Genomic DNA, 26144 nt, shown 5'->3' on the forward strand with positions numbered 1-26144 from the left:
AGATGACGATTCAGGAAAGAAACTTCACGTCGGATAGCACGTTTGTACTGACCCCCGGCGTCGATGTCAGTCTCAAGGACTTGATCAGGTATTCCCGGCCCGGGGCAAAGGTGGTCGCTTCGCAAGCCACCCGGCAACGGGTTCAGGCATCGCGAGACGCCCTGGAAAATCTGGTTGCACAAGGCGCGGTGATATATGGGGTGAACACCGGGATGGGTGGTTTCGTTGACCATCTGGTGCCCATCGACAAAGCCCACGAGCTTCAATCGAACCTGATTCAGGGCGTCTCGACCAACGTTGCCGAGCGGTTCCCGGACAGTGTGGCGCGAGCCACCATGTTTGCGCGGATCATATCGCTGTCCCGTGGCAACTCGGCACTTTCGCTGGAGAATTTCGACCGCTATATCGCCATTTACAACGCCGGCCTGATCCCGGAAATCCCGAGCAAGGGCTCGTTGGGGACCAGTGGCGACCTGGGGCCGCTGGCGGCGGTTGCGCGGATGCTGACCGGGGACGGTCATGCCTACCTCGACGGTGCCCGGATTCCGGCGGCGCAAGCGCTCGAGCAATTGGGCCTGGCGCCGCTGCACCTGAGTTACAAGGAAGGGCTGGCGCTGATCAATGGCACCTCCTGCATGGTCGCGGTGGCGGCGATGAATGTGGTTGAAGCCCGGGAACTGCTCGAGCAATACACGTCGATCTCGGCCTTCTCGTTTGAAGCGCTGCAGGCTCGGGTGCGTCCTTTCCATCCGGATGTTCACCAGTTGAAACCGCACCTGGGCCAGCAAAAAATTGCCGAGGCCATCTGGGCCGATCTGCAAGGCTCGGAACTGGCGATTGACGATCTTGAACTCTCTTCGCAATTGAGCGCCCTGCGCACCGACCAGGTACGCCAGGAAGACATGCCCATCGAAGATGCCTATTCCATTCGCTGCACGCCGCAAATCCTCGGGCCGGTGCTGGAGACCATCGAATTTGTCGAGCGCGTGGTCGGCAACGAACTGAACTCGTCCAACGACAACCCGTTGATCACCCCTGAAAACGGCGAGGTTTTTCACAATGGCCATTTTCATGGGCAATACATCGCTTCGGCCATGGACTACCTGACGATTTCCATCATCACCCTGTGCAATCTTTCGGATCGGCGGATCGATCGCTTCCTGACCAAAGCCAACAGCAATGGCCTGCCGTCATTCCTGTGTGCGGAAAACGGTGGCCTGCGCTTTGGCCTCATGGGCGGGCAATTCATGTCGGCGTCGCTGACGGCAGAAAACCGTTCGCTGGCCACCCCCGTCTCGATCCAGACCCTGACCACCACCGGCGATTTCCAGGACGTGGTTTCCTTCGGCCTAGTCGCCGCGCGCCGGGTGACCGAAGTGCTGCAGAACACGCGTTACGTCCTCGCGTTTGAACTGATCTGTGCAGCCCAGGCCGCCGATATTCGCGGCAACGCCAGACTCGGGCCGAAGGGCCGCGCCTGGCATGCGCGGGTGCGTGAACACATTCCGTATCTGGATCGGGATGTGGCGTTGACGGCTTACCTGGAAGCGCTCGTTACCCAGGTACTGGGAGGGCACGGCCGATGAGTTCGTCGGGAAAGAGTGACCTGTTGGCAACAGCCATCACTGAGCCGGTCCGGCTGCATGCCAACGAAAATCCGCTGGGTGCATCGGGCCTGGCCCTGCAGCTGTGCGCCTCGATGCCGACGCTCCTCAGCGAATACCCCGAAGTCACTTACAAGTCTCTGCGCCTGGCAATCGGCGAGCGCTGGCGCGTTGATCCCGAGCGCGTCGTGGTGGGCGCGGGTTCGGACGAACTGATCGACATTGCGCTGCGTAGCCTGTTGAAGCCCGGCAGTCGCATCGTGACGCAGCAGCACTGCTTCAAGATGTACAAAATCCGGGCCGCGTTGCTGGGGGCCGACTACAGCGAGATGACCCCGGATGCCAGCGGCGACTATGAGGCGGCATTGCAACTTGCTCTTGAGCAAAAGCCCGACGTCGTGGTGCTGGTCAATCCGTCCAATCCATTGGGCGACTATCTGTTGCCCTCGCAGCTGTTATCGCTGGTGGCGCTGATTCCACCCGGCACGACCGTCATCATCGACGAAGCGTACGCAGAGTTTGCGCCGGATCGGGAAAACACGGCAGGCATTCAGATCGTCAACAGCCGGGAAAACGCGATATGCCTGCGCACGTTTTCCAAGGCCTACGGTATTGCCGGCCTGCGCCTTGGCTGGGCTTACGCGAGCGGCGATCAGGTGCCGGCGCTGCAAGCGCGGCGTGCGCCGTACAACGTCAGTTCGTTTTCCGCCCTGGCAGGCGAATACGTCCTGCAGGACGGCGATCATCTGGACAACACGGCGGCGTATTGTCAGGCGTGGGGGCAGGAGCTCGTGAGCCTGTTCAAGTCTCACGGCATTGAAGCCAGAAGCCGCTACGTCAATTTTGTTTTCGTCGAATGCGTCACCGCGCCACGCTGCCAGGATTTGCATCAGTATCTGGAGAGGGAAGGTTTCCTGACGTCCCGGTTGACCGACTATGGTCTTGAGACGTGTCTGCGAATCTCCTTCGGCAACCAGGCGCAGATGACTCGGTTGCGCGCTGTACTGAAGCAAAAACTGCAAACCATGGAACTTGCCTGAGGCCAGCAGGGCAGGGAGCCTTCGGCGATTGCCCAGGGCGTCCAGGGCAAGATCAGTGAAACCTTGACTGAGGTAAAAATGAGCCAGACGCTGACGTTGTTTCACGCTGAACCCTACTTGAAGCAACTGGACTGCCGAGTTGATCGACTGGAGCGCGACGACGCCGGTCTGCCTTTCGCACTCCTCGGCGAAACCGTGTTCTACCCCCAGGGAGGCGGGCAACTGGGCGATCGGGGGGTATTGAACATTCCGCTCGCGGGGGAGGGTGAGGCACTGCGCACGCTGGAGATCGTCGCGACGAAAAAACGGGACGATCAGATCAGGCATTACCTGAGCATTGACGACGAAACGTTCGCTGACCTGCAGACGCGGGTGAGCGACCGGCAGGCGACCGCCACGCTGGATTGGCCATTGCGATATCATCAGATGCGGGTTCATTCGGCGATGCATTTGATTCATTGCATGCTCGAGCGGACGCTCGGGCGAGCGATTGCGCATCCGGTTCGTTCGCCGCTGAGCGACGAGGGTGGCGAGAACCAATACGAGTTTGTCGGCGAGTTCGACGAAGACAGTCTGAGGCGCGCAACAGATGCCTTGAACGAGTTTTGCTCTGCAAGTCATGAGATTCGTACGGAAGCGGATACCCGCCAGGGACAGGGATTTCGTTGGTGGCAATGCGAAGACTGGTCAATCCCCTGTGGGGGCGTTCATGTGCGTAATACGCAAGAAATAGGCGTGGTGACTTCCAGTATGAAGATCAAGAAAAACACGACCAGAGTGCTTGTCACTCTGTCGGCAGAGGCGGAAGAGCTTGGATAGCAAACGTGCGTTTGGCGCATTTCTCATGCAGTTTCGAATCGACGCGGGGCATCTGAAGATCTCCACGTTTCTCGACGAGGTCAATATTCCGTTCTCGGCCAATTACTACCGCGACGTCGAGGCCGGAAGGAAATACCTGAGTATCGATGCTGCCGTCGAACTGCATGATCACCTTGGCATCGATGCGGCCAGCAAAGCCAGTTTTGATTATTTCTGGCACTACTTCAGGGATTTGTTGCCGGCGGACGTCCACGAAATGTTGTTCGGCAAAGGCGTCGAGGTGACCGATCTCTCTTCGCGCCTGGAACTGCGCGAACACGACTCCAGAATCTTGCGCCGGGCCCTGAGCCTGAGTCGCTACGAGCGTGAGTTCATTGTCACCGAAGAGGTGATCGCCGCGTTCGAGGCGCAGTTCGAACTGCTGCCATTGATGACGTATCTGTACATGGTCGACAGTGCCTCAGTGGCGGAGATTCAGCTGGTGTGCCAGCAGATCGGTCTGGCTTATGACCAGGACACTGAAGCGTTCCTGAACCTGGTCTCCAAGCCGCGCGCAACGCCGGATGACCCGTTTGTCCGGCATGCACCCACGTTGAGGATGCCCAGGACCGTGGATGCGTTGAAGTTGAAGGATCAGTTCCTGCGCCATGAAGTGGACCGGTCGCTGCTCAAGCCGGAGAAGAGCGAATACTTCGATGTTTCAGGCTCTTTCAAGTACAGCTCGATGGTGACACTCAAGGACGCCGAAATAGAACAGATTCAGGACCGTCTGGTGGACCTGTTCTCGGTCATCGAAGTGCATAACAAGTCTGGCCGTCAGCTGGAGGATTCAGGCGCACAGCCTTATTTCTTCGGGCTGGTGGTTTCCGGGCGTCCGGAGTACGACGGGCGCGCGGCCCGCGTCGGTGAAAAAGACGAGGAGTGAACAACTGCCGGGCGCTTCGCCGCTTCTGTGTGGCATGGCCCGGCAAAAAACCAACCGTTCACAGGAGTGCGCGGACAGTACAGAAAACGGGGCGCAGAACCGCAACCCGGCCGTCATCAGTCAGAACAGGGATGAGATGAATGAATGCTCCAGTCGTAGAAAAACTCCGTCAGTTATTCGGCGAACGCTTGAGGCTCGAACAGGGAATCCGGCAACAGTTCTGCCAGGCGCCTCCCGGCATCGAGCTGAGTCCCCCCGATGCGGTAGTGACCGTTCGCAGCGAAGACGAAATCATTCAGGTCGTGAAGCTTTGCCGTGAGTACGGTGTGGCGCTGATCCCGTCGGGTGCGCGTTCGTCCCTCGAAGGGCAGATCAATGCGCCACAGGGTGGCGTCTGCGTCGACTGCTCGGAAATGAACGCGATTGTCGATGTGAACGTCACCGACATGACCGCCACGGTTCAGCCGGGCGTTACCCGCGAGCAACTCAACAGCCACTTGCGTGAGACCGGACTGTTCTTTTCCGTCGATCCTGGCGCCAACGCTTCCATGGGCGGAATGGCGGCGACCCGTGCATCGGGGACCAACTCGGTGCGCTACGGGACCATGGCCGGGAATGTCAAAGCCGCACGCTGGATCATGGCGGACGGCTCGGTCGCCGCCATTGGTTCCCGCGCGCCCAAATCGGCTATGGGTCTGGATCTGCTGGCGATTGCCATCGGTTCAGAGGGCACTCTGGGCATCTTCAGCGAACTGCAAGTGCGCCTGCATCCGGTGCCCGAGGCCATCGTTGCCGGTGTCTGTTCATTCGATTCGGTGGATAACGCGGTACAGACGGTGGCCAGTGCCCTGGGCCAAGGACTCTCGATCGCCCGGATCGAGCTGCTGGATGCCACGGCGGTGCGTGCGTGCAATGCCTATTCTGCGGCACTGGGGCTGGTGGAAACGCCGCATCTGTTTCTGGAGTTTCACGGCGACCGGTCGACGGTCGCCAGCAGTGTCGAGCTGTTCAAGGATTGCGCCGGTGAGTACGGCGGGCAGGTCAGGATCTCCGAGCGCCTTGAAGAACGCACGGCCCTGTGGAAAGCCCGACATGACGCCTGGTGGGCCTTTCACGCTTTTTACAAAGGCCGCAAGGGGCTGGCCACCGATGTCTGCGTCCCGCTGTCCTGTCTGAGTGCCTGCATCAGCGCCACGGCCGCCGACATTGCTGCCTCCGGTCTTGATGCGCCGCTTATCGGCCATGTCGGTGACGGTAATTTTCACCTGCTGATCATGCTCGATGAAGGTGAAGACGAAAGTGCGGACATTCAGGCGTTCCTCAGCCGGCTGTCGAGTCGCGCGTTGTCGTTCGGCGGCACCGTCAGCGGCGAGCACGGGGTCGGGCAGGGAAAGCTGAAGTGGATGTCGGCGCAACACGGCGCAGCGCTGCAGTTCATGAGGGCCATCAAATCGGCCCTGGATCCGGACAACTTGTTCAACCCCGGCAAGATGTATCAATCGTTACGGGTTGACGCTCGATAACTGTCGATTTTTTGTTTTTAAGGATGGATGTGAAAGGTATGGATCATATTTTGATAGTGGGCATCAACAAGGTCTCCATCAAGTACGTGTGCGAGGCGATCCGCGGTGCGGGCTTCGAACCGATACTGTCCGTTGATCCCTCGGGTTTTCATGGCGCGGCGAAAAACGTGTTCGAAGGGGTCACCTGCATTCCTGCCTTTACCGACAGAGTCGCGCTGTCCGCTTACCTGAACGCCCATCCCGCACTGGTTGGCGTGATTCGCAGCATCACGACATTCTTTGACGAGTTGTTCCCGGTCGTATCCGCGATTGCCGAAGAATTCGGCTTCAAGGCGCCGCCCGAGGTGTTTGCCCGGCTGTCCTCCAAGGGCTTCGTCGGCCGCTTGATCCCGGAACATGTGCCCGCCGAGACCTGTGTGTCGCTGAGCGATGGCGACGTGGTCATTCCCTGGCTGACACCCGGGCAACAAAACGATGTGGTGCTCAAACCCTCGGTCGGCTCTGGCGCGGTGGCCACCACCCTGCTCTCGATTGCACCGGACGCTGACCCTGGCGCAGTAATCCGCGCCGCCATCCTGAACAGCGGAATCGACGACCCGCAAGACACTGCCTGGATTGTCCAGGCGCATTGCGCGGGTGATCTCGTCAGCCTGGAAGGCTTTGCCCAGGAGGGGCGGGTGGTCTTCCTCGGACTGTCCAGGCGCGACCGAGTGGGATTCACGGAAGTCGCCAACCAGTTCCCGGCCGACGCCCGCATGGCCTTGCCCGTGCGTGCGAAAATCGAGAAGGCGGTCCGCGATCTGATTGCCCGTTCAGGGTTCGACAATGGCTTCTTCCATTGCGAGTTCATTGCGAACGACGCCACGGCTTATCTGATCGATGCCAACATGGGGCGCCTGGGCGGCGCGAGCATCGTTGAACAGATTGCGCTGGCCTACGATCTGGCGCCAGCGACCGTCCTGCAGCACGTGGCGCTGCTGCCACTGGGCTTGCTGGAGGCTGCGCTTGAATACCAGCCGGTCGAATCTTGCCGCCAGACCCTGAGCTACTGGTACTGTCTGGATCACGAAGCCGTCGTGCATGACTGGGAGATTCCGCCGATGGCTTCCATTCACACGCCCATTGCCAACGTCGGCAGCGTGATCCAGCCCATCGGCACGTCCGACTACGCCTGGGTCGGCATGCTCACCGGCTATGCCGATGTCGTCGCGCGCGAGATTGGCCAGGTGCGTGTCCTGACCGATCGCGGCCCTAGAAGCCCGGTCTTCAAATGATTTACTTCGTCCGGTTTCTTTCGTCCGCGGCCTGGAGCTGTTTCTATCCGTTCATGGCTATTTGGCTCAATGCGTCCGTGGGCCTCAGTACCAATGCGGCGGGGGTCGTTGTCGGGTTCGCGATTGTCTCCAACCGCATCGGCGCATTGGCTTTTCAGGGCATGCTGGACAAGGTCGAGCGACGCCGGGAAATAGCCCTGGCCTTGTTCTGTGTGGCGGTGGCGGCGCTATTGATGCTGGTCACCGCCGCGATGGGCATTACCAACGTGTTGATCTGGGTCGTACTGGTTGTGGTGTTCGGTGTCTCCAATTCGATCGCCACGATCTCGCAGATTTCCTACATCGTGCAGTACTTTCGCGAGGGCGAGCACGAACGTGTGCTCTCTTACGAGAATGTTGCGGCGAACGCAGGGGCCGGGGTCGCGCCGTTCGTGGCGTCGTTGATTCTTGCCGGCACCGGTTACTGGTTTGTGGCCCTGCCGCTGTTGTTGGGCGTGCTGGCCACGGCTTCCACGCGGCTGATTCCGCAGGTGGCGCGTAGTGCAGGCGTGGCGTTTGCCGCGCGTGCTTCCACGCTGGGCGAAACCGAGGCATCGCCCAAGGTGGTGGCGTTCATGGCGATCAACTTTCTGACCATGATCGGCTATGCGCAGTTTTATTACGTGTTCCCTACCTATGCCACCGAGCGCTTTTCCAGTGAACTGGTCGGCGTGCTGTTTCTGGTGGCCAGCGGGATCATCATCTTCAGCCAGGTTTACGTGACCTCATTCGCGCAGCGTGTCTCACGATTGTGGCGGGTCATCGTTTCCAACCTGTTGATCGGCGCGGGCTGCCTGCTGTTGATCATTTCGTCACAGGCGCAGGCGATCCTGTTTGTCGTGGTGGTGTTTATCGTGATCGGCGAGATGATCTGCGGCCCGCTGTACCAGGCTCAGGCCGTGAAGATCTGGCGCGGGCGCAGTTCCGTGGCGATGGCCGTGCAGACCTGTGTCTGGGGCGCTGCCGAGGCTACCGCCGCCGTGCTCGGCCTGCTGGCAGTGGCCAACGAGCTGAGCTTCATGTCGTTTCTGTTGGGTTTTGCCGCCTGCGTCATCGCCGCCGTGGGCGCCTGGGTATCGATTGCGCTCAAACGCCCGTTGATCGGCATCGACGTGGAACAGCGGTCAGTCCCGGTTGCCTGATGGCTCGGTGCGGCAGGCAGCGGTCTTGGCGGTCAGCTGTTCGCGACAATAGTCGGCGAACAGCTGTGCCGGTTTGGTCAGTTGCCCGCGCTTGAGCCACGCGGCGACCAGACCTGAGCCGGTGACGTCTTCGACGATGTCCACGCACACCACTTTCTTGCCGTCATAGGTGCATTCCGAGTGGGGCCGGGTCACCAGGATCGAGAAACCGAAACCCTGCCCGACCATGCCCCTGACCATCTCGATCGACGGCGAGCTGAACTCGATGCGCGGGGTCAGGCCCAGTTCCTCGAACAGGCTGACGAAGTAGGTTCGGCTTGGCTGCACGTCGAGCAGAATCATCGGCTCCAGACACAGATCGCGCAGCGACACTTGCTTGTACTGGGCGAAACGGTGGTCAGCCGGTAATAGCGCATACGGCCGTTGCGCCGGCATCAGCGGCTCGGTCTGGATGGTGGCATCGAGTTCGTGTTCATAGAGGATCGCCAGGTCGAAACTGCCCGAGGTCAGGCCTTGCACCAGTTCCTGTTGCTCGCCGTCGCGGATGCGGATTTTCACGCCCGGATACAGCGCGGAAAACCCGGCGATCAATTGCGGCAGGTACAGCGGCGCGACGGTTTCGAAGCAGCCGATGTCGATCTGCCCGGCGACGATGTCGTTGTCGGCGAGGGCGTTCTGCTCGAACTCCCGGGCCATGCGCAACAGCTCCTGCGCCTTGCGAAAGAACCGTGCACCGCTCGGCGTCAGGGATACGCCCTGAGCGTGATGGCGGATCAGCAGCTGCACCGCGAAGCTGTCTTCCAGACCTTTGATCGCCGTAGAGATCGCCGGTTGTGCGATGTACAGCTTGCGCGAGGCTTCGGCAACGCTGCCGCATTCGACGGTGGTGATGAAGTATTTCAACTGACGCAAATTGTAGGCGGCCACGGCAAACCTCAGGACGAGCGGACTCGACTTCCAAGCAATTTGTGCGCCGCCGCGTCCGCTGCGCGACGTTGTTTTTATCCTTGAACCTTAGTCATCCACAGCGGTTTTGGGGAAACCGATTGAGCAGTTTTTTCATTGCCTGCGAAGACATTTTTACTAATTTTCGCCCGTCCGGGCCTGCGCCACCATCGACTGCACACTAACGTCCAAGGAGCATTCGACGTGTTCGAACTTGCAGAGTGGCAGCGCCAGGCCGGTGCCTTGAAGTTTCCCGATCGGGCCGTGATCAACGGCCAGCACTGCGCCGCGCAATCGGGGCAGACGTTCGCCGCGATCAACCCCGCCACCGGCCAGTTGCTGGCCAATGTCGCGGCCTGTGGCGAGGCGGATGTGGACGTGGCGGTGCGGAACGCGCGACACGTGTTCGAGGCCGGCAGCTGGGCGCAACGTCCGCCCGTCGAGCGCAAGCAAGTGCTGCTGCGCCTGGCCGAACTGTTGATGGAACATCGTCAGGAGCTGGCGCTGCTCGACTCGCTGAACATGGGCAAACCGGTGATGGACGCCTACAACATTGATGTGCCGGGCGCCGCCGGGGTGTTTCGCTGGTACGCCGAAAGCATCGACAAACTCTACGACCAGATCGCTCCCGGCGCCGTCAATGTGCTGGCGACCATCACCCGTGAAGCACTGGGTGTGGTGGCAGCGGTGGTGCCGTGGAATTTCCCGTTGGACATGGCCGCGTGGAAGCTTGCGCCAGCGCTGGCAGCGGGTAATTCGGTGATCCTCAAACCGGCCGAGCAATCACCGTTTTCGGCATTGCGTCTGGCGGAGCTGGCACTGGAAGCGGGTCTGCCACCGGGCGTGCTCAACGTGTTGCCGGGGCTTGGCGAGCAGACCGGCAAAGCCTTGGGCCTGCACGCGGATGTCGATTGTCTGGTGTTCACCGGCTCGACGCAGGTCGGCAAGTATTTCATGCAGTACTCGGCGCAATCCAACCTCAAACAAGTGTGGCTGGAGTGCGGCGGCAAGAGTGCCAATCTGGTGTTCGCCGATTGCCGGGATCTGGATCTGGCGGCGGAAAAAGCCGCGTTCGGGATCTTTTTCAATCAGGGCGAAGTGTGTTCGGCCAACTCGCGGCTGTTGGTCGAGCGTTCGATTCATGATGCGTTTGTCGAACGCCTCAAAGCCCAGGCCGAACGCTGGCTGCCGGGCGATCCGCTCGACCCGCAAAGCCGTGCCGGAGCGATCGTCGATCACCGGCAGACGGCGAGCATCATGCGCGCCATCCGCGAGGCCGGGCAGGCGGGTGCGAGCCTGGTGTGTGGCGGTCAGCAACGGCGCTTCAACGGCTCGGACAACTTCATCGAGCCGACGATCTTCACCGGCGTGAGTGCCGACATGGCGTTGTTTCGTGAAGAGGTGTTCGGCCCGGTGCTGGCGGTGGTGCCGTTCGATGATGAAGACGCGGCGGTGCGCCTGGCCAACGACAGTGTGTACGGGCTGGCGGCGTCGCTGTGGACCGATGATCTGCATCACGCACACCGCGTGGCGCGAAGGCTGCGGGCGGGCACGGTATCGGTGAATACCGTCGATGCGCTGGACGTGACCGTGCCGTTCGGCGGCGGCAGGCAATCGGGCTTCGGCCGCGACCTGTCGCTGCACTCGTTCGACAAATACACCCAGCTGAAAACCACCTGGTTTCAGTTGCGCTGATTGCGGTTGATTCAAAAGCAAAGATCGCAGCCTTCGGCAGCTCCTACACCGGGCGAACCTGAATCCTGTAGGAGCTGCCGAAGGCTGCGATCTTTTGCTTTTCAGGAATGTGCACCATCCCTGCTCAGGTCGCGCTTTTGCGGTGCACGCTAAGCAGTTTTTTCATCATTTGCTGCCAACAATTTCCTGATTTTCCTCAGCCCGCACATGGGCCACCATCGATCTTGCCAGCCCGGTGGTTCACGCCAGAGTCCAGCAGAGACCGCAGCGTGGATTCACATCATTGGTGCTGGCCGTACTGCCCATGACAAAACTAAATCAACAGCGTCGGGAGTGCTCCATGATCAAGTCCTTGTGTCTCCGTCTCACCCATCCACTGGCGATCACCGCCCTGGCGGCCACGGTCGCGACCGGCGCGCAGGCCGGTACCTTGTCCATCGGCCATACCACCTGGGTGGGTTATGGCACGCTGTATCTGGCTCAGGACCTGGGCTACTTCAAGGAAAATGGCCTGACTGTCGAGTTGCCGGTGGTCGAGGAAGCTTCGATGTACATGGCCGCCCAGGCCTCCGGACAACTCTCCGGTTCGGCCTCGACCATCGACGAAGTGCTCAAGTACCGGCCGCAGTTCTGCTTCAAAGCCGTGGCGGCGCTGGATGACAGCCATGGTGGCGACGGCGTGCTGGTGGGCAAGGACGTGAAGTCGTTGCAGGAACTCAAGGGCCAGGCCGTGGCCGTCAACGAAGGTTCGACCTCGCAGTTCTGGCTCTCCTATCTGCTGAAGAAGAACGGCATGAAAATGAGCGACATCACCGTGCAGAACATGACTGCCGACGATGCTGCCACCGCGTTCATTGCCGGTCGCGTGCCGGCGGCCGTGACTTGGGAACCGCACCTGTCGATGGTGCGCGACAAGCAGCAGGGCAAAGTGCTGATCGACAGCAGCAGCACGCCCGGGGTGATTGTCGATGTCGTGGCGCTCAACTGCACGGTGATCGAGAAGCAGCCCGAAGACGTCAAGGCGCTGGTCGCCGGTCTCTACAAAGCAGTGCAATACACCAAGGACCATCCACAGCAAGCCTACGAAATCATGGCCAAGGGCGTCGGCGGTTATCTGTCCGATCCGAAGGAACTGGCTGCTGCAGCGCAAGGCGTGCGTTTCTACGATCAGGCCATGAGCGAGAAGCTGCTGGGCAAACCGGGCGTGCCGGGTGACAGCGCACCGCTGATCAAACTGGCCAACGAAACCGCCAGCGAATTGCAGGGCAAGCCCTACAACGTCAGTAACGACGATCTGGTGGATAACCGTTTCGTCAGCCCGCTCTAGGAGACTGGTCATGTTCAAGCGTAATTCATGGCTGAGTCGCTGCATCACACCGAAGACCGGCTTGCCGGTGCCGGTGGTATGGAGCGCCAGTGGTCTGGCCTGGGTGTTGCTGGTCGGGCTGTGGGCCGGGCTGTCCTACGGCGGCATCGTCCCGGGGATGTTTCTGCCGACGCCCGGCGCGGTGGTTGAAGCCGCCGTGCGCCTGAGCCGCGACGGCACCCTTGGCACCCATGTGTGGGCCAGTGTCGAAGTGGTGATGGTCGGGTTCATCGTCTCGTCGCTGGTGGCGGTACCGCTGGGGTTGCTGATGGGCAGCTTTCGCATCGTCCAGGCGTTCCTCGAACCGCTGGTCAACTTCATCCGTTACCTGCCGGTGACCTCGTTCGTGCCACTGTTCATCCTGTGGATTGGCATCGGTCTGGAGCAGCGGGTATCGGTGATCATCTTCGGCGTGTTCTTCCAGCAACTGGTGATGATCGCGGATGTGTCCAAGGGCATCTCCAAGGACCTGATCAACGCCTCTTACACGCTCGGTTCCAACCGCCGCGACGCGGTGCTGCATGTGATCGCCCCGGCCTCGGTGCCCGGCGTGCTCGACACCTTGCGCGTGACCATGGGCTGGGCCTGGACCTATCTGGTGGTGGCCGAACTGGTCGCCGCGTCGAGTGGCCTCGGTTACCTGAGCCTGAAAGCCATGCGCGGTTTTCAGGTCGACGTGATTTTCCTCGCCATCGCGATCATCGGCCTGCTGGGGCTGGTCACCGATCAACTGTTCCGCTTTCTCCGCCTGAGGGTTGCCGCATGGGCTCAGTAACTGCCGCCAATCATCGCTTTACCGAATCGCGCGCTGCGGCGCCGCAAGCCGCCCCGCGCCTGCAAGTGGACAAGGTCAGCCTGCGCTACAAAAAGCCTGATGGCGGTACGTTCACGGCGCTGGAACAGGTGTCGTTCGAGGTGCCGGATCAGCAGTTCGCGGTGCTGGTCGGGCCGTCGGGTTGCGGCAAATCGAGCCTGTTGTACCTGACCGCCGGCCTCGCCGAGCCAACCTCCGGCGAGATCTACGTCGGTGGCCAGCAAGTGCAGGGCCCCGGTGCCGATCGCGGCATGGTGTTCCAGAGCTACACGCTGTTTCCGTGGCTGACGGTGCGGCAGAACGTCGAGTTCGGCCTCAAGCGGCGCGGCATGCCGGCGGCGCGGCGCAAGGAAATTGTCGATTACTACGTCAACGAAGTCGGGCTTGCCGGGTTTGCTGACAATTACGCCAAGCAACTCTCGGGCGGGATGATGCAGCGCGTGGCGATTGCCCGGGCGCTGGCCAACGACCCGCAGATTCTGCTGATGGACGAACCGTTCGGCGCCCTCGACAGCCAGACCCGTTTGCAGATGCAGCAGTTATTGTTGCGGGTGTGGGGCAACAGCAAGAAGACCGTGTTGTTCGTCACCCACGATATCGACGAGGCGATCCTGCTGGGCGACCGGGTCTATGTCATGGGCGCCAAACCGGGGCGGATCAAGCAGATCCTCGACGTGCCGATCGAGCGTCCGCGCTCACTGGACATGGTCATGGAGCGCTCGTTTATCGACATGAAACGGGAGATTTTCGGGTTGTTGCATGATGACCTGGAAGAAGTCCATTGATCACATGAGTCCCCTGTAGGAGCTGCCGCAGGCTGCGATCTTTTGATCTTGTCCTTAAAAAAGTCAAAAGATCGCAGCCTTCGGCAGCTCCTACAGCGGTAATTGGTGATCAAGGAGCAGCGGGCAGCAGAAACCGCGCAATCACCGGCAAATGATCGGAAATGCGCAAGGTATCGTCCTGGCGCACGTTCGCTTCGACCCGTTTGATTTTCGGGCTGTAGAACAGGTAGTCGACGGTGCGATCCGGACCGTTGAGGCCGGGGTCGTTGGGGTAGTGGGTCAGCCAGTGGGCGCGGTCGACGCCGCTGGCCTCGTTGTTGGTCGGGATCATCGGGTACTTGTCCCACAACAGATGCAGGGCGCTGTCGACGGAGTAGGGCGTGCGCTGTTCAGCGGGCAGGCGTTGATACTGGCCCAGCGGCAACAGGTTGAAGTCACCGCCGATCAGCCACGCCAGGCCTTGGCTCTCATACTTGTCGAGCACCTTGGCCACCGCCGTCACTTGCGCCTGCAAGGTCTCGTCGGGTTGGCTGGCGCGATCCAGATGGGTGTTGAATACCGTCAGTTGCCCGCCGTCACTCAGCGGCAGCTTGGTGGCGAGCAACGCATCCTTGGGTGCGAACTGTCGAGCGATGATATTCGCCGGCGGCACCGGTAATTGCAGGCGTTCGGCGTGTTCGATGCGGTAGCGGCTGAGGGTCGCCAATTGCCGGCCAACGCTGCCGAAAATGTGCGGGTCGGGAACGAAATCGGCCTTCCAGTCGAACGCGTGAGCGCTGCACGGGTAGAGGTCGGTGACACGCTCCTGCAGCAACTTGAGCTGGTTCTGGTAATCACTGGCCTTGGCGCCGTCATCCAGTTCCTGCAGCAGCACCACGTCGGGCTGCTCGTCCCGGATCACCCGCGCCACCTCGTCGAGGCTGAAGGCCATGTCTTCCGGGGTTGGCGCTTCGTCGGTGCCTTGGGCGAGGTCGTTCCAGAACACGTAGCGCTTGCCCGCCAGGTACTGCACGTTCCAGGTCATGACTTTCAGTGCCTGCCCGGGCACCAGTGTCGGTGGGGTGCCGGTGCAGGTGACCGGCAAGGTTTCGCGCGCGCCGGGGCGCCAGGTCAGGCTGTAGATCAGCCCGCCGATCAGGGCGATGGCGAGCACGATCAACAATAGGGAGTAGCGCAGCAGACGGGGCATGGCTCGGCTTATCGCGTTACAAAAGTGCTTGCGAGCATACCCGACCGCAGACGCTTGGCCCAAGTCTCCTGAAGTCAGACTGCTCCGCTACGTTTGTCAGGCAATTCGCTGATCAGCATGAACAGGCGGAACAGCACCACGCTGGTGAACAGCTGCAGGAAGCTGTGCGCACTGTCGATCAGTAGCGCGATCAGCGGATTCTGTGGGTCGGGGTAGGCCGCCAGGGTTGCTCCCTTGAGCAGCCACAACGGCCCCATCACGCAGAGAATGCACAGCAGAATGCGCCAGAAATGCCCACGGGTCAGACGCAGGCTTTCCTTCATCGCCTGCAGCGGTCCCATGCCACGCAGCACCAGCAGGTACTCACCAAATGCGAGCATGACCATCAGCATCAAGCCTGGCAGGAAGTACAACGACAGCCCCAACAGAATCAACAGGGTATTGAGCGCCGTGAGCAGGGCGAAGCGCGGCCACAGACGCGCGGACATCGCCAGCAGGTCGACGGTGCGCGGGGCTTCGCCACGGGTGCGGGCGTCGAGGAACAGGATCAGCGCGGCGGTGTACAGCGGATACACCAGCAGACCGACCACCACGCTGGCGGCGGAGAAACTGTCGGGGTCGGTGACGTGATCCACCACTTGCTGCAGCGCCGCCTCGAAGATCACCAGCGGCAGGCACAGCTGCACGATGCTGCCCAGGTGGCGTTTGAAAAAATACAGAGAGTCGCGCAGTACATCGAAGGCATTCATCAGTCGGTATCGCAGGTGGAAAACAGTGGCTCACTTTAACCGATGATGCGTGGGCCGACACAAACGTAAACATTCGGTAAAGGTCGTTGAAACATCCTGTCACTGCCTCCATTACAGAGGTGCGCCATGTCCGCAGTGGGCACGGGCAACGTTATCCCCGGCAATCTACGAGGTCGCCATGAACAGCGAAGAGCAAACCCTGATCGATGGACTGTTTTCCCGGCTGCAACAGGCCGAAACGGAGGCAGCCCCGCGCGACGCCCAGGCCGAGGCGCGGATCAAGGAACACCTGACCCGCCAGCCGGCGGCAGGTTATTTCATGACCCAGGCGATTCTGGTGCAAGAGGCGGCGATCAAGAGCCTCGACGAACAGAACAAGCTGCTGACCCAGCAAGTCCAGCAATTGCAGGCTGAACTGCAAGCGGCCAAGGCTCAGAGTGCGGCCCCGGCGCCAAGCGGCGGTGGCGGTTTCCTGTCGAGCATCTTCGGCGGCAGCAGCTCGCGTCCGGCGCCGACCCAGAGCGCTCCGGCTTCCACCGGCGGCTGGCGTGAACCGGCACCGCAACAGAACTACGCTGCGCCGGCGCCACAACAGAACTATGCCGCACCACCGCCCAACTACGCGCAGCAGGCCGCCCCGGCTGCGGGCAGCAGCTTCCTCGGCGGCGCCCTGAAAACCGCCGCTGGCGTGGCCGGTGGCGTGATGCTGGCACAGGGCATCAGCAGCCTGTTCCATCACAACCAGCAGCCTGAAGAAATCGTTGAAGTGATCAAGGAAGAGCCGGCGCAGGTGGCCGATCAGAGCGGCAATGACTGGGGCAATGACCAGCGTGTGGCCGATAACGGTTTCTCTGGCAATGACCAGGGCGGGTTTACCGACACGGACTACAGCGATGACAGCTCGTCGTTTTTCGATGACGACGATTCGTTTGTCTGACTGATCAGCCGCCAGTATCAAACCTGTGGTGAGGGGATTTATCCCCGATGGAGTGCGCAGCAGTCCCATTTTCGGGGCCGCTGCGCTGCCCATCGGGGATAAATCCCCTCGCCACAGTCCACCATCCGTCTGGAGTGGTGGGTCGATTATTCGCGCCACCTTCCTGTGGACTGGCATACTGAGCGCCTTTTTCGGGCCAGGCGCCTGATCCCGCTTCGTGCGCTATGCGCTCACAGGAATCCCGGTGAAAAAAATCGCAGTGTTCGCCGACGTGCAGAACCTCTACTACACCGTGCGTCAGGCCTATGGTTGCCATTTCAACTACGCCGCGCTGTGGGCGGATGTGAGCAAGCACGGGCAGATCGTCGAGGCCTATGCTTACGCCATCGACCGTGGCGACAGCAAGCAGCAGCAGTTCCAGCAGATTCTGCGCAACCTCGGCTTCACCGTGAAACTCAAACCCTACATCCAGCGCAGCGATGGCTCGGCCAAGGGCGACTGGGACGTGGGCATCACCCTCGACATCATGGACGCCGCCGACCACGTCGACGAAATCGTTCTGGCCTCCGGTGACGGCGACTTCGACATGCTGCTCGAACGCATCATCAGCAAGCACGGTGTACAGGCAGTCGCCTACGGCGTGCCCGGCTTGACTGCCAACTCGCTGATCCGCGCCGCCAGCCGTTACGTGCCGATCGAAGGCGCGTTGTTGCTGAAGAATTAAGCTGAAGAATTGATTTGAACGGAGTTGAACCCGGTTTGGAACGCATTGCAGTCATCGACTTTGAAACCACCGGCCTGTCGCCGAACAGCAGCTGTCGCGCCACGGAAATCGCCGTGGTCATGCTGGAAAACGGCCGTATCGTCGAGCGTTACCAGAGCCTGATGAATGCCGGTGTGCGCGTCCCTGCGTTCATCGAGCAACTGACCGGCATCAGCAACGCCATGCTGCGTACTGCGCCTGCGGCGGAGCGGGTGATGGAAGAGGTCAACGAATTCGTCGGCTGCACCCCGCTGGTGGCGCACAACGCTTCGTTCGACCAGAAATTCTGGGACTTTGAACTGGGACGGATCAAACGCACCCGTCTGCAGAACTTCGCCTGTTCACTGCTGCTGGCCCGGCGCCTGATGCCCGCGGCACCCAATCACAAGCTCGGTACGCTCACTGCATTTGCGCGCCTGCCGCACACCGGCCAGGCGCACCGGGCCATGGCGGATGCCGAGATGGCGGCCAACCTGATGGCGCATCTGGCGCAAGAACTGCGGCACAAGCATGGGGTGCGTGAGCTGAACCATGACCTGCTGTGCAAACTGCAGAAAGTCCCGGCGGCCAAAGTCAGCGAACACTTGCAGCGCTACCGCTGATCCCGAAGTCACCACAAATCCCCTGTAGGAGCTGCCGAAGGCTGCGATCTTTTGATCTTGCTTTTAAAAGTCAAAAGATCGCAGCCTTCGGCAGCTCCTACAGGGGGCGTTTCGGTGGGGCTGATTATTTGCCGTTGGCTTCTATATGGCTCAGCGGCACGCGCTTCTCGATTGCGCTGGACAACACGATCGAGGTCTTGCTGAAGCCAAACTTCGCCACGTGATTGATCAGTTCCTCCAGTTCGGTCATCGAGCCCACCGCGCCCTTCATCATCACGCATGGATCGCCGGTCACACGGAAGCATTCGGTCAGTTGCGGGATTTTCACCAGTTCGTCGTAGACCTTCTGGCTGCCGTTCTGGTGCAGGCGCAACTCGATCATGCACTGGATCGGCAAACCGATTTTCGACAGGTCGATGTTCGCCTGATACCCGGTGATCACGCCGGACGCCTCAAGCTTGGCCACCCGTTCGGCGACTGCCGGGGCGGACAGGTTCACCTTGCGCGCCAGATCGGCGTAGGACGCGCGACCGTTTTCCAACAGGGCGCTGAGCAGCATGCGGTCGTATTTGTCCAAGGCCGGACTCCTGAAAATGCCAGACTTTCGAAATCACGGCTTATCCCGTCGATCTCCGTTGTTTCAAAAGTGTACCGGCGCGATAAACAGGTTTTGTAACTTATTTTTGCTCACGGGCCTTTCTAGAATAATCCTCACCCTGCCTCTGACTGTCGAGCTGCCCATGCCTGCCTTGCGCCGTTTTTCCTTGCCGTTGATCGCCGCGTTTTTCGCGCTGTATGTGATTTGGGGATCGACCTATCTGGTAATCCGCCTCGGCGTCGAATACTGGCCGCCGCTGATGCTCGGCGGGGTGCGCTTCGTGATTGCCGGCAGCCTGATGTACGCCTTCCTGCGCTGGCGTGGCGCGCCGGCGCCGACCTGGGTGCAGTGGAAAGCGGCGGGGATCATCGGGATTCTGTTGCTCAGTTTCGGTAACGGCGCGGTCAGTGTCGCCGAGCACACGGGTGTGGCGTCCGGCGTGGCGGCACTGGCAGTGGCGACCGTGCCGTTGTTTACGTTGTTGTGCGGCTATTTCTGGGGCGCGCGTAATACGCGGCTGGAGTGGGCCGGGGTGGCGTTGGGGATCGTCGGCATTGCCATGCTCAACATGGGTTCCAACCTGCAATCGAGTCCGCTGGGCGCGGCGCTGTTGATTTTTGCGGCGGCGACCTGGGCCTTCGGCTCGGTGTGGAGCAAACACCTGCCGTTGCCGCAAGGGGCGATGGCCAGTGCCGTGGAGATGCTGGTGGGCGGCGTGGTCCTGCTGATCGGCAGCGCAGTGAGCGGCGAGCACCTGCAAGCCTTGCCACCGGTGGAAGGCTGGCTGGCCCTGGGGTATCTGATCTTCTTCGGCTCGATCATCGCCTTCAATTCCTACATGTACCTGCTCAAGCACGTGCGTCCGGCGGCGGCCACCAGTTACGCCTACGTCAACCCGGCGGTGGCGGTGTTGCTGGGGATCGTGTTTGTCGGCGAGACCATCGGCATGGAAGAAGCGCTGGCGATGCTGGTGATCATCAGTGCCGTGGTGCTGATCGGTCTGCCGCAATGGCGGCGGCCGGCGCAGCCGCTGGTCGTGGAGCCGCCGAAGACCGCCGTTCCAGCAGAACCGCGTGTGAATTAGGGTAAACTGCGCGCCATTGCACACTCGTGTCGCACAATTGCGCTGAATTTTCCTACGGTACTCCCATGACTTTCGCCACCCTTGGCCTGATCGAACCCTTGCTGCGCTCCCTTGAGAAGCTCGGCTACCAGACTCCAACGCCGGTCCAGGCGCAAGCCATTCCGGCCGTGCTGGCCGGTCGCGACCTGATGGCTGCGGCCCAGACCGGTACCGGCAAGACCGCCGGTTTCGCCTTGCCGCTGCTGCAGTTGCTGGCCATGGAAGGGCCGAAAGTCACCGCCAACTCGGTGCGTGCGCTGATCCTGGTGCCGACCCGCGAGCTGGCCGAGCAGGTGCACGAATCGGTGCGCCAGTACGCGGAAAACCTGCCGTTGCGCACCTACGCGGTGTATGGCGGTGTCAGCATCAACCCGCAGATGATGAAACTGCGCGGCGGCGTCGACCTGCTGGTGGCAACCCCGGGCCGTCTGCTCGACCTGTTCCGCCAGAACGCGTTGAAATTCAATCAGCTGCAAACCCTGGTGCTCGACGAAGCCGACCGCATGCTCGATCTGGGCTTTTCCGAAGAGCTGGCGAACATCTATCGCGCGCTGCCGAAGAAGCGCCAGACGCTGCTGTTCTCCGCGACCTTCTCCGATGACATCCGCCTGCTGGCCGGGCAGATGCTCAACGATCCGCTGAGCATCGAAGTCAGCCCGCGCAACGTCGCAGCCAACACCGTCAAGCAGTGGGTGGTGACGGTGGACAAGAAGCGCAAGCCGGAACTGTTCGTGCACCTGATGCGCAAGAACAAGTGGAAGCAGGTGCTGGTGTTCGCCAAGACCCGCAACGGCGTGGATGCGCTGGTGGAAAAACTCCAGGGCCTCGGTGTAAACGCCGACGGCATCCACGGCGACAAGCCGCAGGCGACCCGTCAGCGTGCGCTGGATCGTTTCAAACTCAGTGAAGTGCAGATTCTGGTGGCGACTGACGTCGCGGCTCGGGGTCTGGACATCGAAGATTTGCCGCTGGTGGTCAATTTCGACCTGCCGATCGTGGCCGAGGATTACATCCATCGCATCGGTCGTACCGGCCGTGCCGGTGCAACGGGCGAGGCGATCTCGCTGGTGTGTGCCGATGAAGTGAACATGCTCTCGGCAATCGAGATGCTCACCCGTCAGACCTTGAAGCGCCAGAACGAGCCGGACTTCGAACCTGAGCACCGTGTGCCGGAGACCGATGCCAGCGGTCAGGTGATCAAGAAGCCGAAGAAACCGAAAAAGCCGAAGACCTCCGGTGGCGGTGGCGGCAAACGCAATCTGGGCAAGTGGGTCGACAGTGGCGACACCCAGGCGCCGGAGCCGTCGATCAAGCCTGTGCGTAAAGTGCCGGTGTTCAATACCGGGCCGCGCAAGCGCAAGCCTTGATGTGATGCGGCGTCTGTAAGGACGCCTTCGCGAGCAGGCTCGCTCCCACAAGGGATCTCCTTGTTACTGGAGATCAGTGTGGGAGCGAGCCTGCTCGCGAAGGACGCACCTCGGTCTTCAACCTTTGCGCTGCAACCACTGCATGACACCCAATCCTGCAGCACGCCCGCTGGCAAAACACCCCGTCAGCAAATAGCCACCTGTCGGCGCTTCCCAATCGAGCATTTCCCCCGCACAGAACACTCCCGGCAACGCCTTGAGCATCAAACGTTCATCCAGCGCTTCGAACGTCACGCCACCGGCACTGCTGATCGCTTCGTCCAGCGGACGGGTTTTCACCAGGGTCAACGGTAACGCCTTGATCGCCCGCGCCAGCAGCGCCGGATCATCGAAGGTTGCCGCGCCACTCAGCTCGCGCAACAACGCCGCTTTCACCCCATCAATCCCGACCTGACTGTGCAGATGCTTGGCCATCGAGCGCGAGCCGCGCGGTTTGCCCAACGCTGCCTGCAATTTATCCACAGGGCGGCCGGGCAGCAGATCGATGTGCACCGTGGCTGAACCGTGGGCGTTGATTGCCTCGCGAATCGGTGCCGATAGCGCGTAGATCAGGCTGCCTTCAACCCCGGTCGCGGTGATCACACATTCGCCCAAGCGCGGCACGTCGTCGTTCAAACCGATGGCGACATTTTTCAGCGGTGCGCCGGCGAATTTGCTGACAAGCAATTCGCTCCAGCCCTGCACCTCGAAGCCGCAATTGCTCGGCTGCAACGGCGCCAGTCCTACGCCTTTTTGTTCCAGCGGCAGCATCCACGCGCCATCCGAACCCAGCCGCGACCAGCTGCCACCGCCGAGGGCGAGCAGGGTGGCGTCGGGTTTGACGGTGATTTCGCCATCGGGGCTGGCAATGCGCAGAGCGCCGTGTGCATCCCAGCCGAGCCAGCGATGGCGGGTGTGGATAACCACGCCACTGTCGCGCAGGCGCTTGAGCCAGGCGCGCAGCAACGGCGCGGCTTTCATGTCGGTGGGGAATACCCGGCCGGAGCTGCCGATGAAGGTCTCGATGCCCAGCTCATGAATCCAGCGGCACAGCGCGTCGGCGTCGAAGCCGCGCAGCAAGGGCGCGATCTGCGGTGCGCGTTCGGCGTAGCGCGCGAGGAACGCCGGGTAAGGTTCGGAATGGGTGATGTTCATGCCGCCGACCCCGGCCAGCAGGAACTTGCGCCCCACCGAGGGCATGCCGTCGTACAGATCGACACGCACGCCGGCCTGGCTCAGCACTTCGGCGGCCATCAGGCCGGCGGGGCCACCGCCGATGATGGCGACGTGAGCGGGGGGGGAGGCGGAGGTCTGGGTCATGGCGTGCGCTGCGGTATGGCGGGATGAGGCGCGCATTCTAACAGCGCAGATCGATGTGGGAGATCTCTGTGGGAGCGAGCCTGCTCGCGAAAGCGGTGGGTCAGTTACCTTCTAAGTCGAATGTGCCGAAGTCTTCGCGAGCAGGCTCGCTCCCACAGGGAGATCATGTGGATTAGGTGGCTGGTCAAAAAACAACCATCGCGCTGTACGCCTTGTTCGCTCTGGCGTGTAGTCCCTTTCGCTCAGGTTATCCACAGGCCGTTCCACAGCCATTGTGGGTAACGCAGCACAGCTTAATGACAACCGTGTGACGTCCAGACCCGTTGCGCGCTGTGATGCAGGATGCCGTGGCGGCGGGCGAGGGCGTGGCGATCCTTGCTGTAGCCACCGCCGATCACGCCGACTACCGGGATGTCGCGGCCCAGGCAATGGCGCATCACGCTTTCATCGCGGGCGGCGACGCCTTCGTCTGTCAGCTGCAGATAACCGAGGGCGTCGTCCTTGTGCACATCGACCCCGGCGTCGTACAGCACCAGGTCCGGTTGATACAGCGGCAGCAGGTAGTTGAGCGTTTCATCCACCACCCTCAGGTAGTCGCCATCGCCCATGCCTTTAGGCAGCGGAATGTCCCAATCGCTTTCGGCCTTGCGTGCAGGAAAATTCTTTTCACAGTGCAGGGAAACGGTGATCGCCTCCGGCGTGTCGTGGAGGATGCGTGCGGTGCCGTCACCCTGATGCACGTCGCAATCAAAGATCAGCACCCGGTTCACCCGGCCGCTTTGCAGCAGGTAATGGCTGATGATCGCCAGGTCATTGAAAATGCAGAAGCCGGCCGGGTAATCGTAGTGGGCGTGATGGGTGCCGCCGGCGAGGTGACAGGCCAGACCATGCTCCAGGGCTTTTTCTGCCGCCAGAATTGAACCGCCGACCGCCCGCACCGTACGCCGCGCCAGCGCTTCGTTCCAGGGCAAGCCAAGGCGCCGCTGGTCTTCGCGGGACAACTCGCCGCTCATGTAGCGTTCGATATAGCGACGGTCATGGGCCAGGGCGAGGATGTCGTTGGGGCAGATCTCCGGGCGCAGCAGGTCGGCGTCGCGGGTCAGGCCGCTGTCGACCAGGTGGTCGCGCAGCAAACGGAACTTGTCCATCGGAAAGCGGTGATCCGCCGGAAACTCGGGACTGTAGTCTTCGTGGTAGATCAACGGCAGTGGCATGGCGACTTCATGTAGGAACGATGGAAAGAGTGAACGATCCTACCAGCGATGTAGACTTGCGGCATGGAAACGGAGGGGCATGATGGAGCCGATACTGCAACTGGAAAGTGCGCGATTGCTGATGCGCCAATGGCAGGACGAGGATTTGCCGGCATTTGCGGCGATGTGTGCCGATCCGCAGGTCATGCGTTACTTTCCACAGCCCTTGAGCCGCCTGGAAAGTGCTTCGCTCATTGGTCGGGTGCGCGGCCATTTTGCCGAACACGGCTTCGGATTATGGGCGCTGGAGCGCAAGGACAGCGGCGAGTTCATCGGTTTCACCGGTCTGGGTGTGGTCGGTTTCGATGCCCCGTTCACGCCAGCGGTGGAAATCGGCTGGCGCCTGGCCCGCGAGCATTGGGGGCTGGGCTATGCCAGCGAAGCGGCATGGACCGCTCTGCGTTGCGGCTTTGACCGGTTGTCGCTGAAGGAAATCGTGTCCTTCACCGCCCAGAGCAATCTGCCCTCGGAGAAAGTCATGCAAGCGATTGGCATGCAGCACGATCCGGCCGATGATTTCGATCACCCCAAAATTGCCGTCGATCACCCGTTACGCCGGCATGTGTTGTACCGGATTACCAGGGAGCAATGGCTGCAAACCCTGCATGGCTAAGCCGACACGGACGTTTACAATGGCGCGACAATGGCTCGCGCCAGAACCTGAATGGGCCGCCGCAGCCAAGACTGCGCGGCATAGCGTTGTGTGAGGAGAGTCTGAATGAGCCAAGTGTTGGAAGATCTGGTCGACCTGCTGACCCTGGAGCCGATCGAGGAAAACCTGTTCCGTGGCCGCAGCCAGGACCTGGGTTTCCGTCAGTTGTTCGGTGGGCAGGTGCTCGGCCAGTCGCTGTCGGCGGCCAGTCAGACGGTTGAAGAGGCGCGCCATGTGCATTCGATGCACGGTTATTTCCTGCGCCCCGGCGACGCCAAATTGCCAGTGGTGTACTCGGTGGATCGCGTGCGTGATGGCGGCAGCTTCAGCACCCGGCGGGTTACGGCGATCCAGAAGGGCCACCCGATTTTTACCTGCAGCGCGTCGTTTCAGTACGACGAGGCAGGCTTCGAGCACCAGAGCCAGATGCCGGTGGTGGTCGGCCCGGAAAACCTGCCGTCGGAGCTGGAACTGACCCAGCAGCGCGCGCACCTGATTCCCGAGCACATGCGCGAAAAATTGCTCTGCCCGAAACCGATCGAAGTGCGCCCGGTCACTGAAAAAGACCCGTACAACCCGCAGCCGGCCGATCCGGTGAAGTACGTGTGGTTCCGTGCTGATGGCGCGCTGGCGGATATTCCGGCGCTGCACAAATACCTGCTGGCCTACGCCTCGGACTTCGGTCTGCTGACCACTTCGATGCTGCCCCACGGCAAGTCGGTCTGGCAGAAAGACATGCAGGTCGCCAGCCTCGATCACGCACTGTGGTTCCACAATGATCTGCGCGCCGACGACTGGCTGCTCTACGCGATGGACAGCCCGTGGGCCGGTAATTCCCGTGGGTTCTCCCGTGGCAGCGTGTACAACCGCGCCGGGCAACTGGTGGCGTCGGTGACCCAGGAAGGCCTGATTCGTCACCGCAAGGACTGGGCATGAGCCTGAGCGATGTGAAGCACTGGGTGTTCGACATGGACGGCACGCTGACGATCGCCGTGCATGACTTTGCGGCGATCCGCGTGGCGCTGGCGATTCCGCCCGAGGACGACATTCTCACCCACCTCGCGGCGCTGCCGGCCGACGAAGCGGCGGCGAAACATGCCTGGCTGCTGGAGCATGAGCGCGATCTGGCGCTGGGTTCGAAACCGGCTGCCGGTGCGGTGGAGTTGGTGCGCGATCTGCACGGGCGGGGCTATCGCCTGGGCATCCTGACGCGCAACGCGCGGGAGCTGGCGCATGTGACGCTCGAAGCGATTGGCCTGGCCGACTGTTTCGCTGTGGAAGATGTGCTGGGCCGCGATGAAGCACCGCCCAAGCCACATCCCGGCGGGTTGCTGAAACTGGCCGAGGCCTGGAACGTGCCGGCGCGCGAAATGGTGATGGTCGGGGATTACCGCTTTGATCTGGATTGCGGGCGGGCGGCCGGGGCGCGGACGGTGCTGGTGAATCTGCCGGACAACCCGTGGCCGGAGCTGACGGACTGGCATGCGCAGGATTGTGTCGAGTTGCGGCGGATGCTTTCGGTCTGAGATTCATGTTGTCAGAAGGGGCGCCTTTGCGAGCAGGCTCGCTCCCACATTAGAT

At 61.4% G+C, this 26144-nt stretch carries 25 protein-coding genes; 19 read left to right on the forward strand and 6 right to left on the reverse strand.

What is annotated here, in order from left to right:
- The first annotated feature begins 2 nt into the window (after nucleotides 1–2).
- The 7 genes from ACM6HV_RS03640 to ACM6HV_RS03670 all read left to right on the forward strand — a co-directional run bounded on the left by ACM6HV_RS03640 (nucleotide 3) and on the right by ACM6HV_RS03670 (nucleotide 8366).
- Nucleotides 3–1586 carry a phenylalanine aminomutase (D-beta-phenylalanine forming) gene (locus ACM6HV_RS03640; RefSeq protein WP_414903534.1) on the forward strand — a complete coding sequence of 528 codons (1584 nt, stop codon included), beginning with the start codon at nucleotides 3–5 and terminating at the stop codon, nucleotides 1584–1586.
- A 23-nt stretch (nucleotides 1587–1609) separates the two neighbouring features.
- A complete protein-coding gene (locus ACM6HV_RS03645) occupies nucleotides 1610–2644 on the forward strand; it encodes a pyridoxal phosphate-dependent aminotransferase (RefSeq protein WP_414903535.1) in 1035 nt (344 codons plus the stop codon).
- Between the two features lie 78 nt (nucleotides 2645–2722).
- Nucleotides 2723–3463 carry an alanyl-tRNA editing protein gene (locus ACM6HV_RS03650; RefSeq protein WP_145598332.1) on the forward strand — a complete coding sequence of 247 codons (741 nt, stop codon included), beginning with the start codon at nucleotides 2723–2725 and terminating at the stop codon, nucleotides 3461–3463.
- Between the two features lie 25 nt (nucleotides 3464–3488).
- Nucleotides 3489–4388: a hypothetical protein gene (locus ACM6HV_RS03655; protein WP_230679394.1), complete on the forward strand. Its 900-nt coding sequence runs from the start codon at nucleotides 3489–3491 to the stop codon at nucleotides 4386–4388.
- A 140-nt stretch (nucleotides 4389–4528) separates the two neighbouring features.
- Nucleotides 4529–5911, forward strand: a complete 1383-nt coding sequence (locus tag ACM6HV_RS03660; RefSeq protein ID WP_047296761.1) for an FAD-binding oxidoreductase — start codon at nucleotides 4529–4531, stop codon at nucleotides 5909–5911.
- 38 nt (nucleotides 5912–5949) lie between these two features.
- On the forward strand, nucleotides 5950–7185 hold the full coding sequence (locus tag ACM6HV_RS03665; RefSeq protein ID WP_047296759.1) for an ATP-grasp domain-containing protein: 1236 nt from the start codon (nucleotides 5950–5952) through the stop codon (nucleotides 7183–7185).
- Complete coding sequence (locus tag ACM6HV_RS03670) at nucleotides 7182–8366, forward strand: MFS transporter (RefSeq protein WP_414903536.1); 1185 nt, start codon at nucleotides 7182–7184, stop codon at nucleotides 8364–8366. Before ACM6HV_RS03665 ends, ACM6HV_RS03670 begins: the two co-directional genes overlap by 4 nt.
- On the opposite strand, the gene ACM6HV_RS03675 is transcribed toward ACM6HV_RS03670, so the two are convergent.
- Nucleotides 8349–9293 (reverse strand): LysR family transcriptional regulator, encoded by a 945-nt coding sequence (locus tag ACM6HV_RS03675; RefSeq protein WP_145598329.1) that lies wholly within the window; start codon nucleotides 9291–9293, stop codon nucleotides 8349–8351. The genes ACM6HV_RS03670 and ACM6HV_RS03675 overlap by 18 nt on opposite strands.
- 222 nt (nucleotides 9294–9515) lie before the next feature.
- On the opposite strand from ACM6HV_RS03675, the gene ACM6HV_RS03680 reads away from it, so the two are divergent.
- The 4 genes from ACM6HV_RS03680 to ACM6HV_RS03695 all read left to right on the forward strand — a co-directional run bounded on the left by ACM6HV_RS03680 (nucleotide 9516) and on the right by ACM6HV_RS03695 (nucleotide 13971).
- Nucleotides 9516–11006 carry an aldehyde dehydrogenase gene (locus tag ACM6HV_RS03680; protein ID WP_414903537.1) on the forward strand — a complete coding sequence of 497 codons (1491 nt, stop codon included), beginning with the start codon at nucleotides 9516–9518 and terminating at the stop codon, nucleotides 11004–11006.
- 340 nt (nucleotides 11007–11346) lie between these two features.
- Complete coding sequence (locus tag ACM6HV_RS03685; protein ID WP_414903538.1) at nucleotides 11347–12333, forward strand: ABC transporter substrate-binding protein; 987 nt, start codon at nucleotides 11347–11349, stop codon at nucleotides 12331–12333.
- Nucleotides 12334–12343: 10 nt separating this feature from the next.
- Nucleotides 12344–13147: an ABC transporter permease gene (locus ACM6HV_RS03690; protein ID WP_041065113.1), complete on the forward strand. Its 804-nt coding sequence runs from the start codon at nucleotides 12344–12346 to the stop codon at nucleotides 13145–13147.
- Complete coding sequence (locus ACM6HV_RS03695) at nucleotides 13135–13971, forward strand: ABC transporter ATP-binding protein (RefSeq protein WP_041065116.1); 837 nt, start codon at nucleotides 13135–13137, stop codon at nucleotides 13969–13971. The genes ACM6HV_RS03690 and ACM6HV_RS03695 overlap by 13 nt, the downstream gene beginning before the upstream one ends.
- 109 nt (nucleotides 13972–14080) lie before the next feature.
- Here the strand turns inward: ACM6HV_RS03695 and ACM6HV_RS03700 are convergent, their stop codons facing one another.
- Both ACM6HV_RS03700 and ACM6HV_RS03705 read right to left on the reverse strand, forming a co-directional pair.
- Entirely contained in the window at nucleotides 14081–15160 is a 1080-nt protein-coding gene (locus ACM6HV_RS03700; protein ID WP_108183882.1) for an endonuclease/exonuclease/phosphatase family protein, read from the reverse strand.
- 74 nt (nucleotides 15161–15234) lie between these two features.
- The gene (locus tag ACM6HV_RS03705) at nucleotides 15235–15909 is read right to left on the reverse strand and encodes a YciC family protein (RefSeq protein WP_414903539.1); all 675 of its coding nucleotides are present in this window, start codon (nucleotides 15907–15909) and stop codon (nucleotides 15235–15237) included.
- Between the two features lie 178 nt (nucleotides 15910–16087).
- On the opposite strand from ACM6HV_RS03705, the gene ACM6HV_RS03710 reads away from it, so the two are divergent.
- From ACM6HV_RS03710 to ACM6HV_RS03720, 3 genes are all read left to right on the forward strand, one after another.
- Entirely contained in the window at nucleotides 16088–16846 is a 759-nt protein-coding gene (locus ACM6HV_RS03710; protein ID WP_145598324.1) for a DUF2076 domain-containing protein, read from the forward strand.
- Nucleotides 16847–17090: 244 nt separating this feature from the next.
- Complete coding sequence (locus ACM6HV_RS03715; RefSeq protein WP_041065128.1) at nucleotides 17091–17570, forward strand: NYN domain-containing protein; 480 nt, start codon at nucleotides 17091–17093, stop codon at nucleotides 17568–17570.
- 35 nt (nucleotides 17571–17605) lie between these two features.
- On the forward strand, nucleotides 17606–18211 hold the full coding sequence (locus ACM6HV_RS03720) for a PolC-type DNA polymerase III (RefSeq protein ID WP_041065131.1): 606 nt from the start codon (nucleotides 17606–17608) through the stop codon (nucleotides 18209–18211).
- Between the two features lie 124 nt (nucleotides 18212–18335).
- Here the strand turns inward: ACM6HV_RS03720 and ACM6HV_RS03725 are convergent, their stop codons facing one another.
- Nucleotides 18336–18788, reverse strand: a complete 453-nt coding sequence (locus tag ACM6HV_RS03725; RefSeq protein ID WP_041065134.1) for an Lrp/AsnC family transcriptional regulator — start codon at nucleotides 18786–18788, stop codon at nucleotides 18336–18338.
- 163 nt (nucleotides 18789–18951) lie between these two features.
- On the opposite strand from ACM6HV_RS03725, the gene yedA reads away from it, so the two are divergent.
- Both yedA and ACM6HV_RS03735 read left to right on the forward strand, forming a co-directional pair.
- Nucleotides 18952–19893 (forward strand): drug/metabolite exporter YedA, encoded by a 942-nt coding sequence (gene yedA / locus ACM6HV_RS03730; RefSeq protein WP_414903540.1) that lies wholly within the window; start codon nucleotides 18952–18954, stop codon nucleotides 19891–19893.
- A 65-nt stretch (nucleotides 19894–19958) separates the two neighbouring features.
- Entirely contained in the window at nucleotides 19959–21299 is a 1341-nt protein-coding gene (locus ACM6HV_RS03735; RefSeq protein ID WP_041065140.1) for a DEAD/DEAH box helicase, read from the forward strand.
- A gap of 117 nt (nucleotides 21300–21416) precedes the next feature.
- Here ACM6HV_RS03735 and ACM6HV_RS03740 read toward each other — a convergent pair whose 3' ends face one another.
- A complete protein-coding gene (locus ACM6HV_RS03740) occupies nucleotides 21417–22658 on the reverse strand; it encodes a TIGR03862 family flavoprotein (RefSeq protein WP_414903541.1) in 1242 nt (413 codons plus the stop codon).
- Nucleotides 22659–22951: 293 nt separating this feature from the next.
- Complete coding sequence (locus tag ACM6HV_RS03745; protein ID WP_145598319.1) at nucleotides 22952–23872, reverse strand: histone deacetylase; 921 nt, start codon at nucleotides 23870–23872, stop codon at nucleotides 22952–22954.
- Between the two features lie 82 nt (nucleotides 23873–23954).
- Between ACM6HV_RS03745 and ACM6HV_RS03750 the strand changes: the two genes are divergently transcribed.
- The 3 genes from ACM6HV_RS03750 (at nucleotide 23955) to ACM6HV_RS03760 (ending at nucleotide 26089) form a co-directional block, all read left to right on the forward strand.
- Nucleotides 23955–24524 carry a GNAT family N-acetyltransferase gene (locus ACM6HV_RS03750; protein ID WP_121187328.1) on the forward strand — a complete coding sequence of 190 codons (570 nt, stop codon included), beginning with the start codon at nucleotides 23955–23957 and terminating at the stop codon, nucleotides 24522–24524.
- A 105-nt stretch (nucleotides 24525–24629) separates the two neighbouring features.
- Entirely contained in the window at nucleotides 24630–25499 is an 870-nt protein-coding gene (tesB, locus tag ACM6HV_RS03755; protein WP_003228466.1) for an acyl-CoA thioesterase II, read from the forward strand.
- Complete coding sequence (locus tag ACM6HV_RS03760; protein ID WP_414903542.1) at nucleotides 25496–26089, forward strand: HAD family hydrolase; 594 nt, start codon at nucleotides 25496–25498, stop codon at nucleotides 26087–26089. Before tesB ends, ACM6HV_RS03760 begins: the two co-directional genes overlap by 4 nt.
- Nucleotides 26090–26144: the final 55 nt, after the last annotated feature.

The sequence above is a fragment of the Pseudomonas sp. IT-P260 genome, assembly GCF_949768395.1.
In the GTDB taxonomy this organism is placed as follows: domain Bacteria; phylum Pseudomonadota; class Gammaproteobacteria; order Pseudomonadales; family Pseudomonadaceae; genus Aquipseudomonas; species Aquipseudomonas parakoreensis.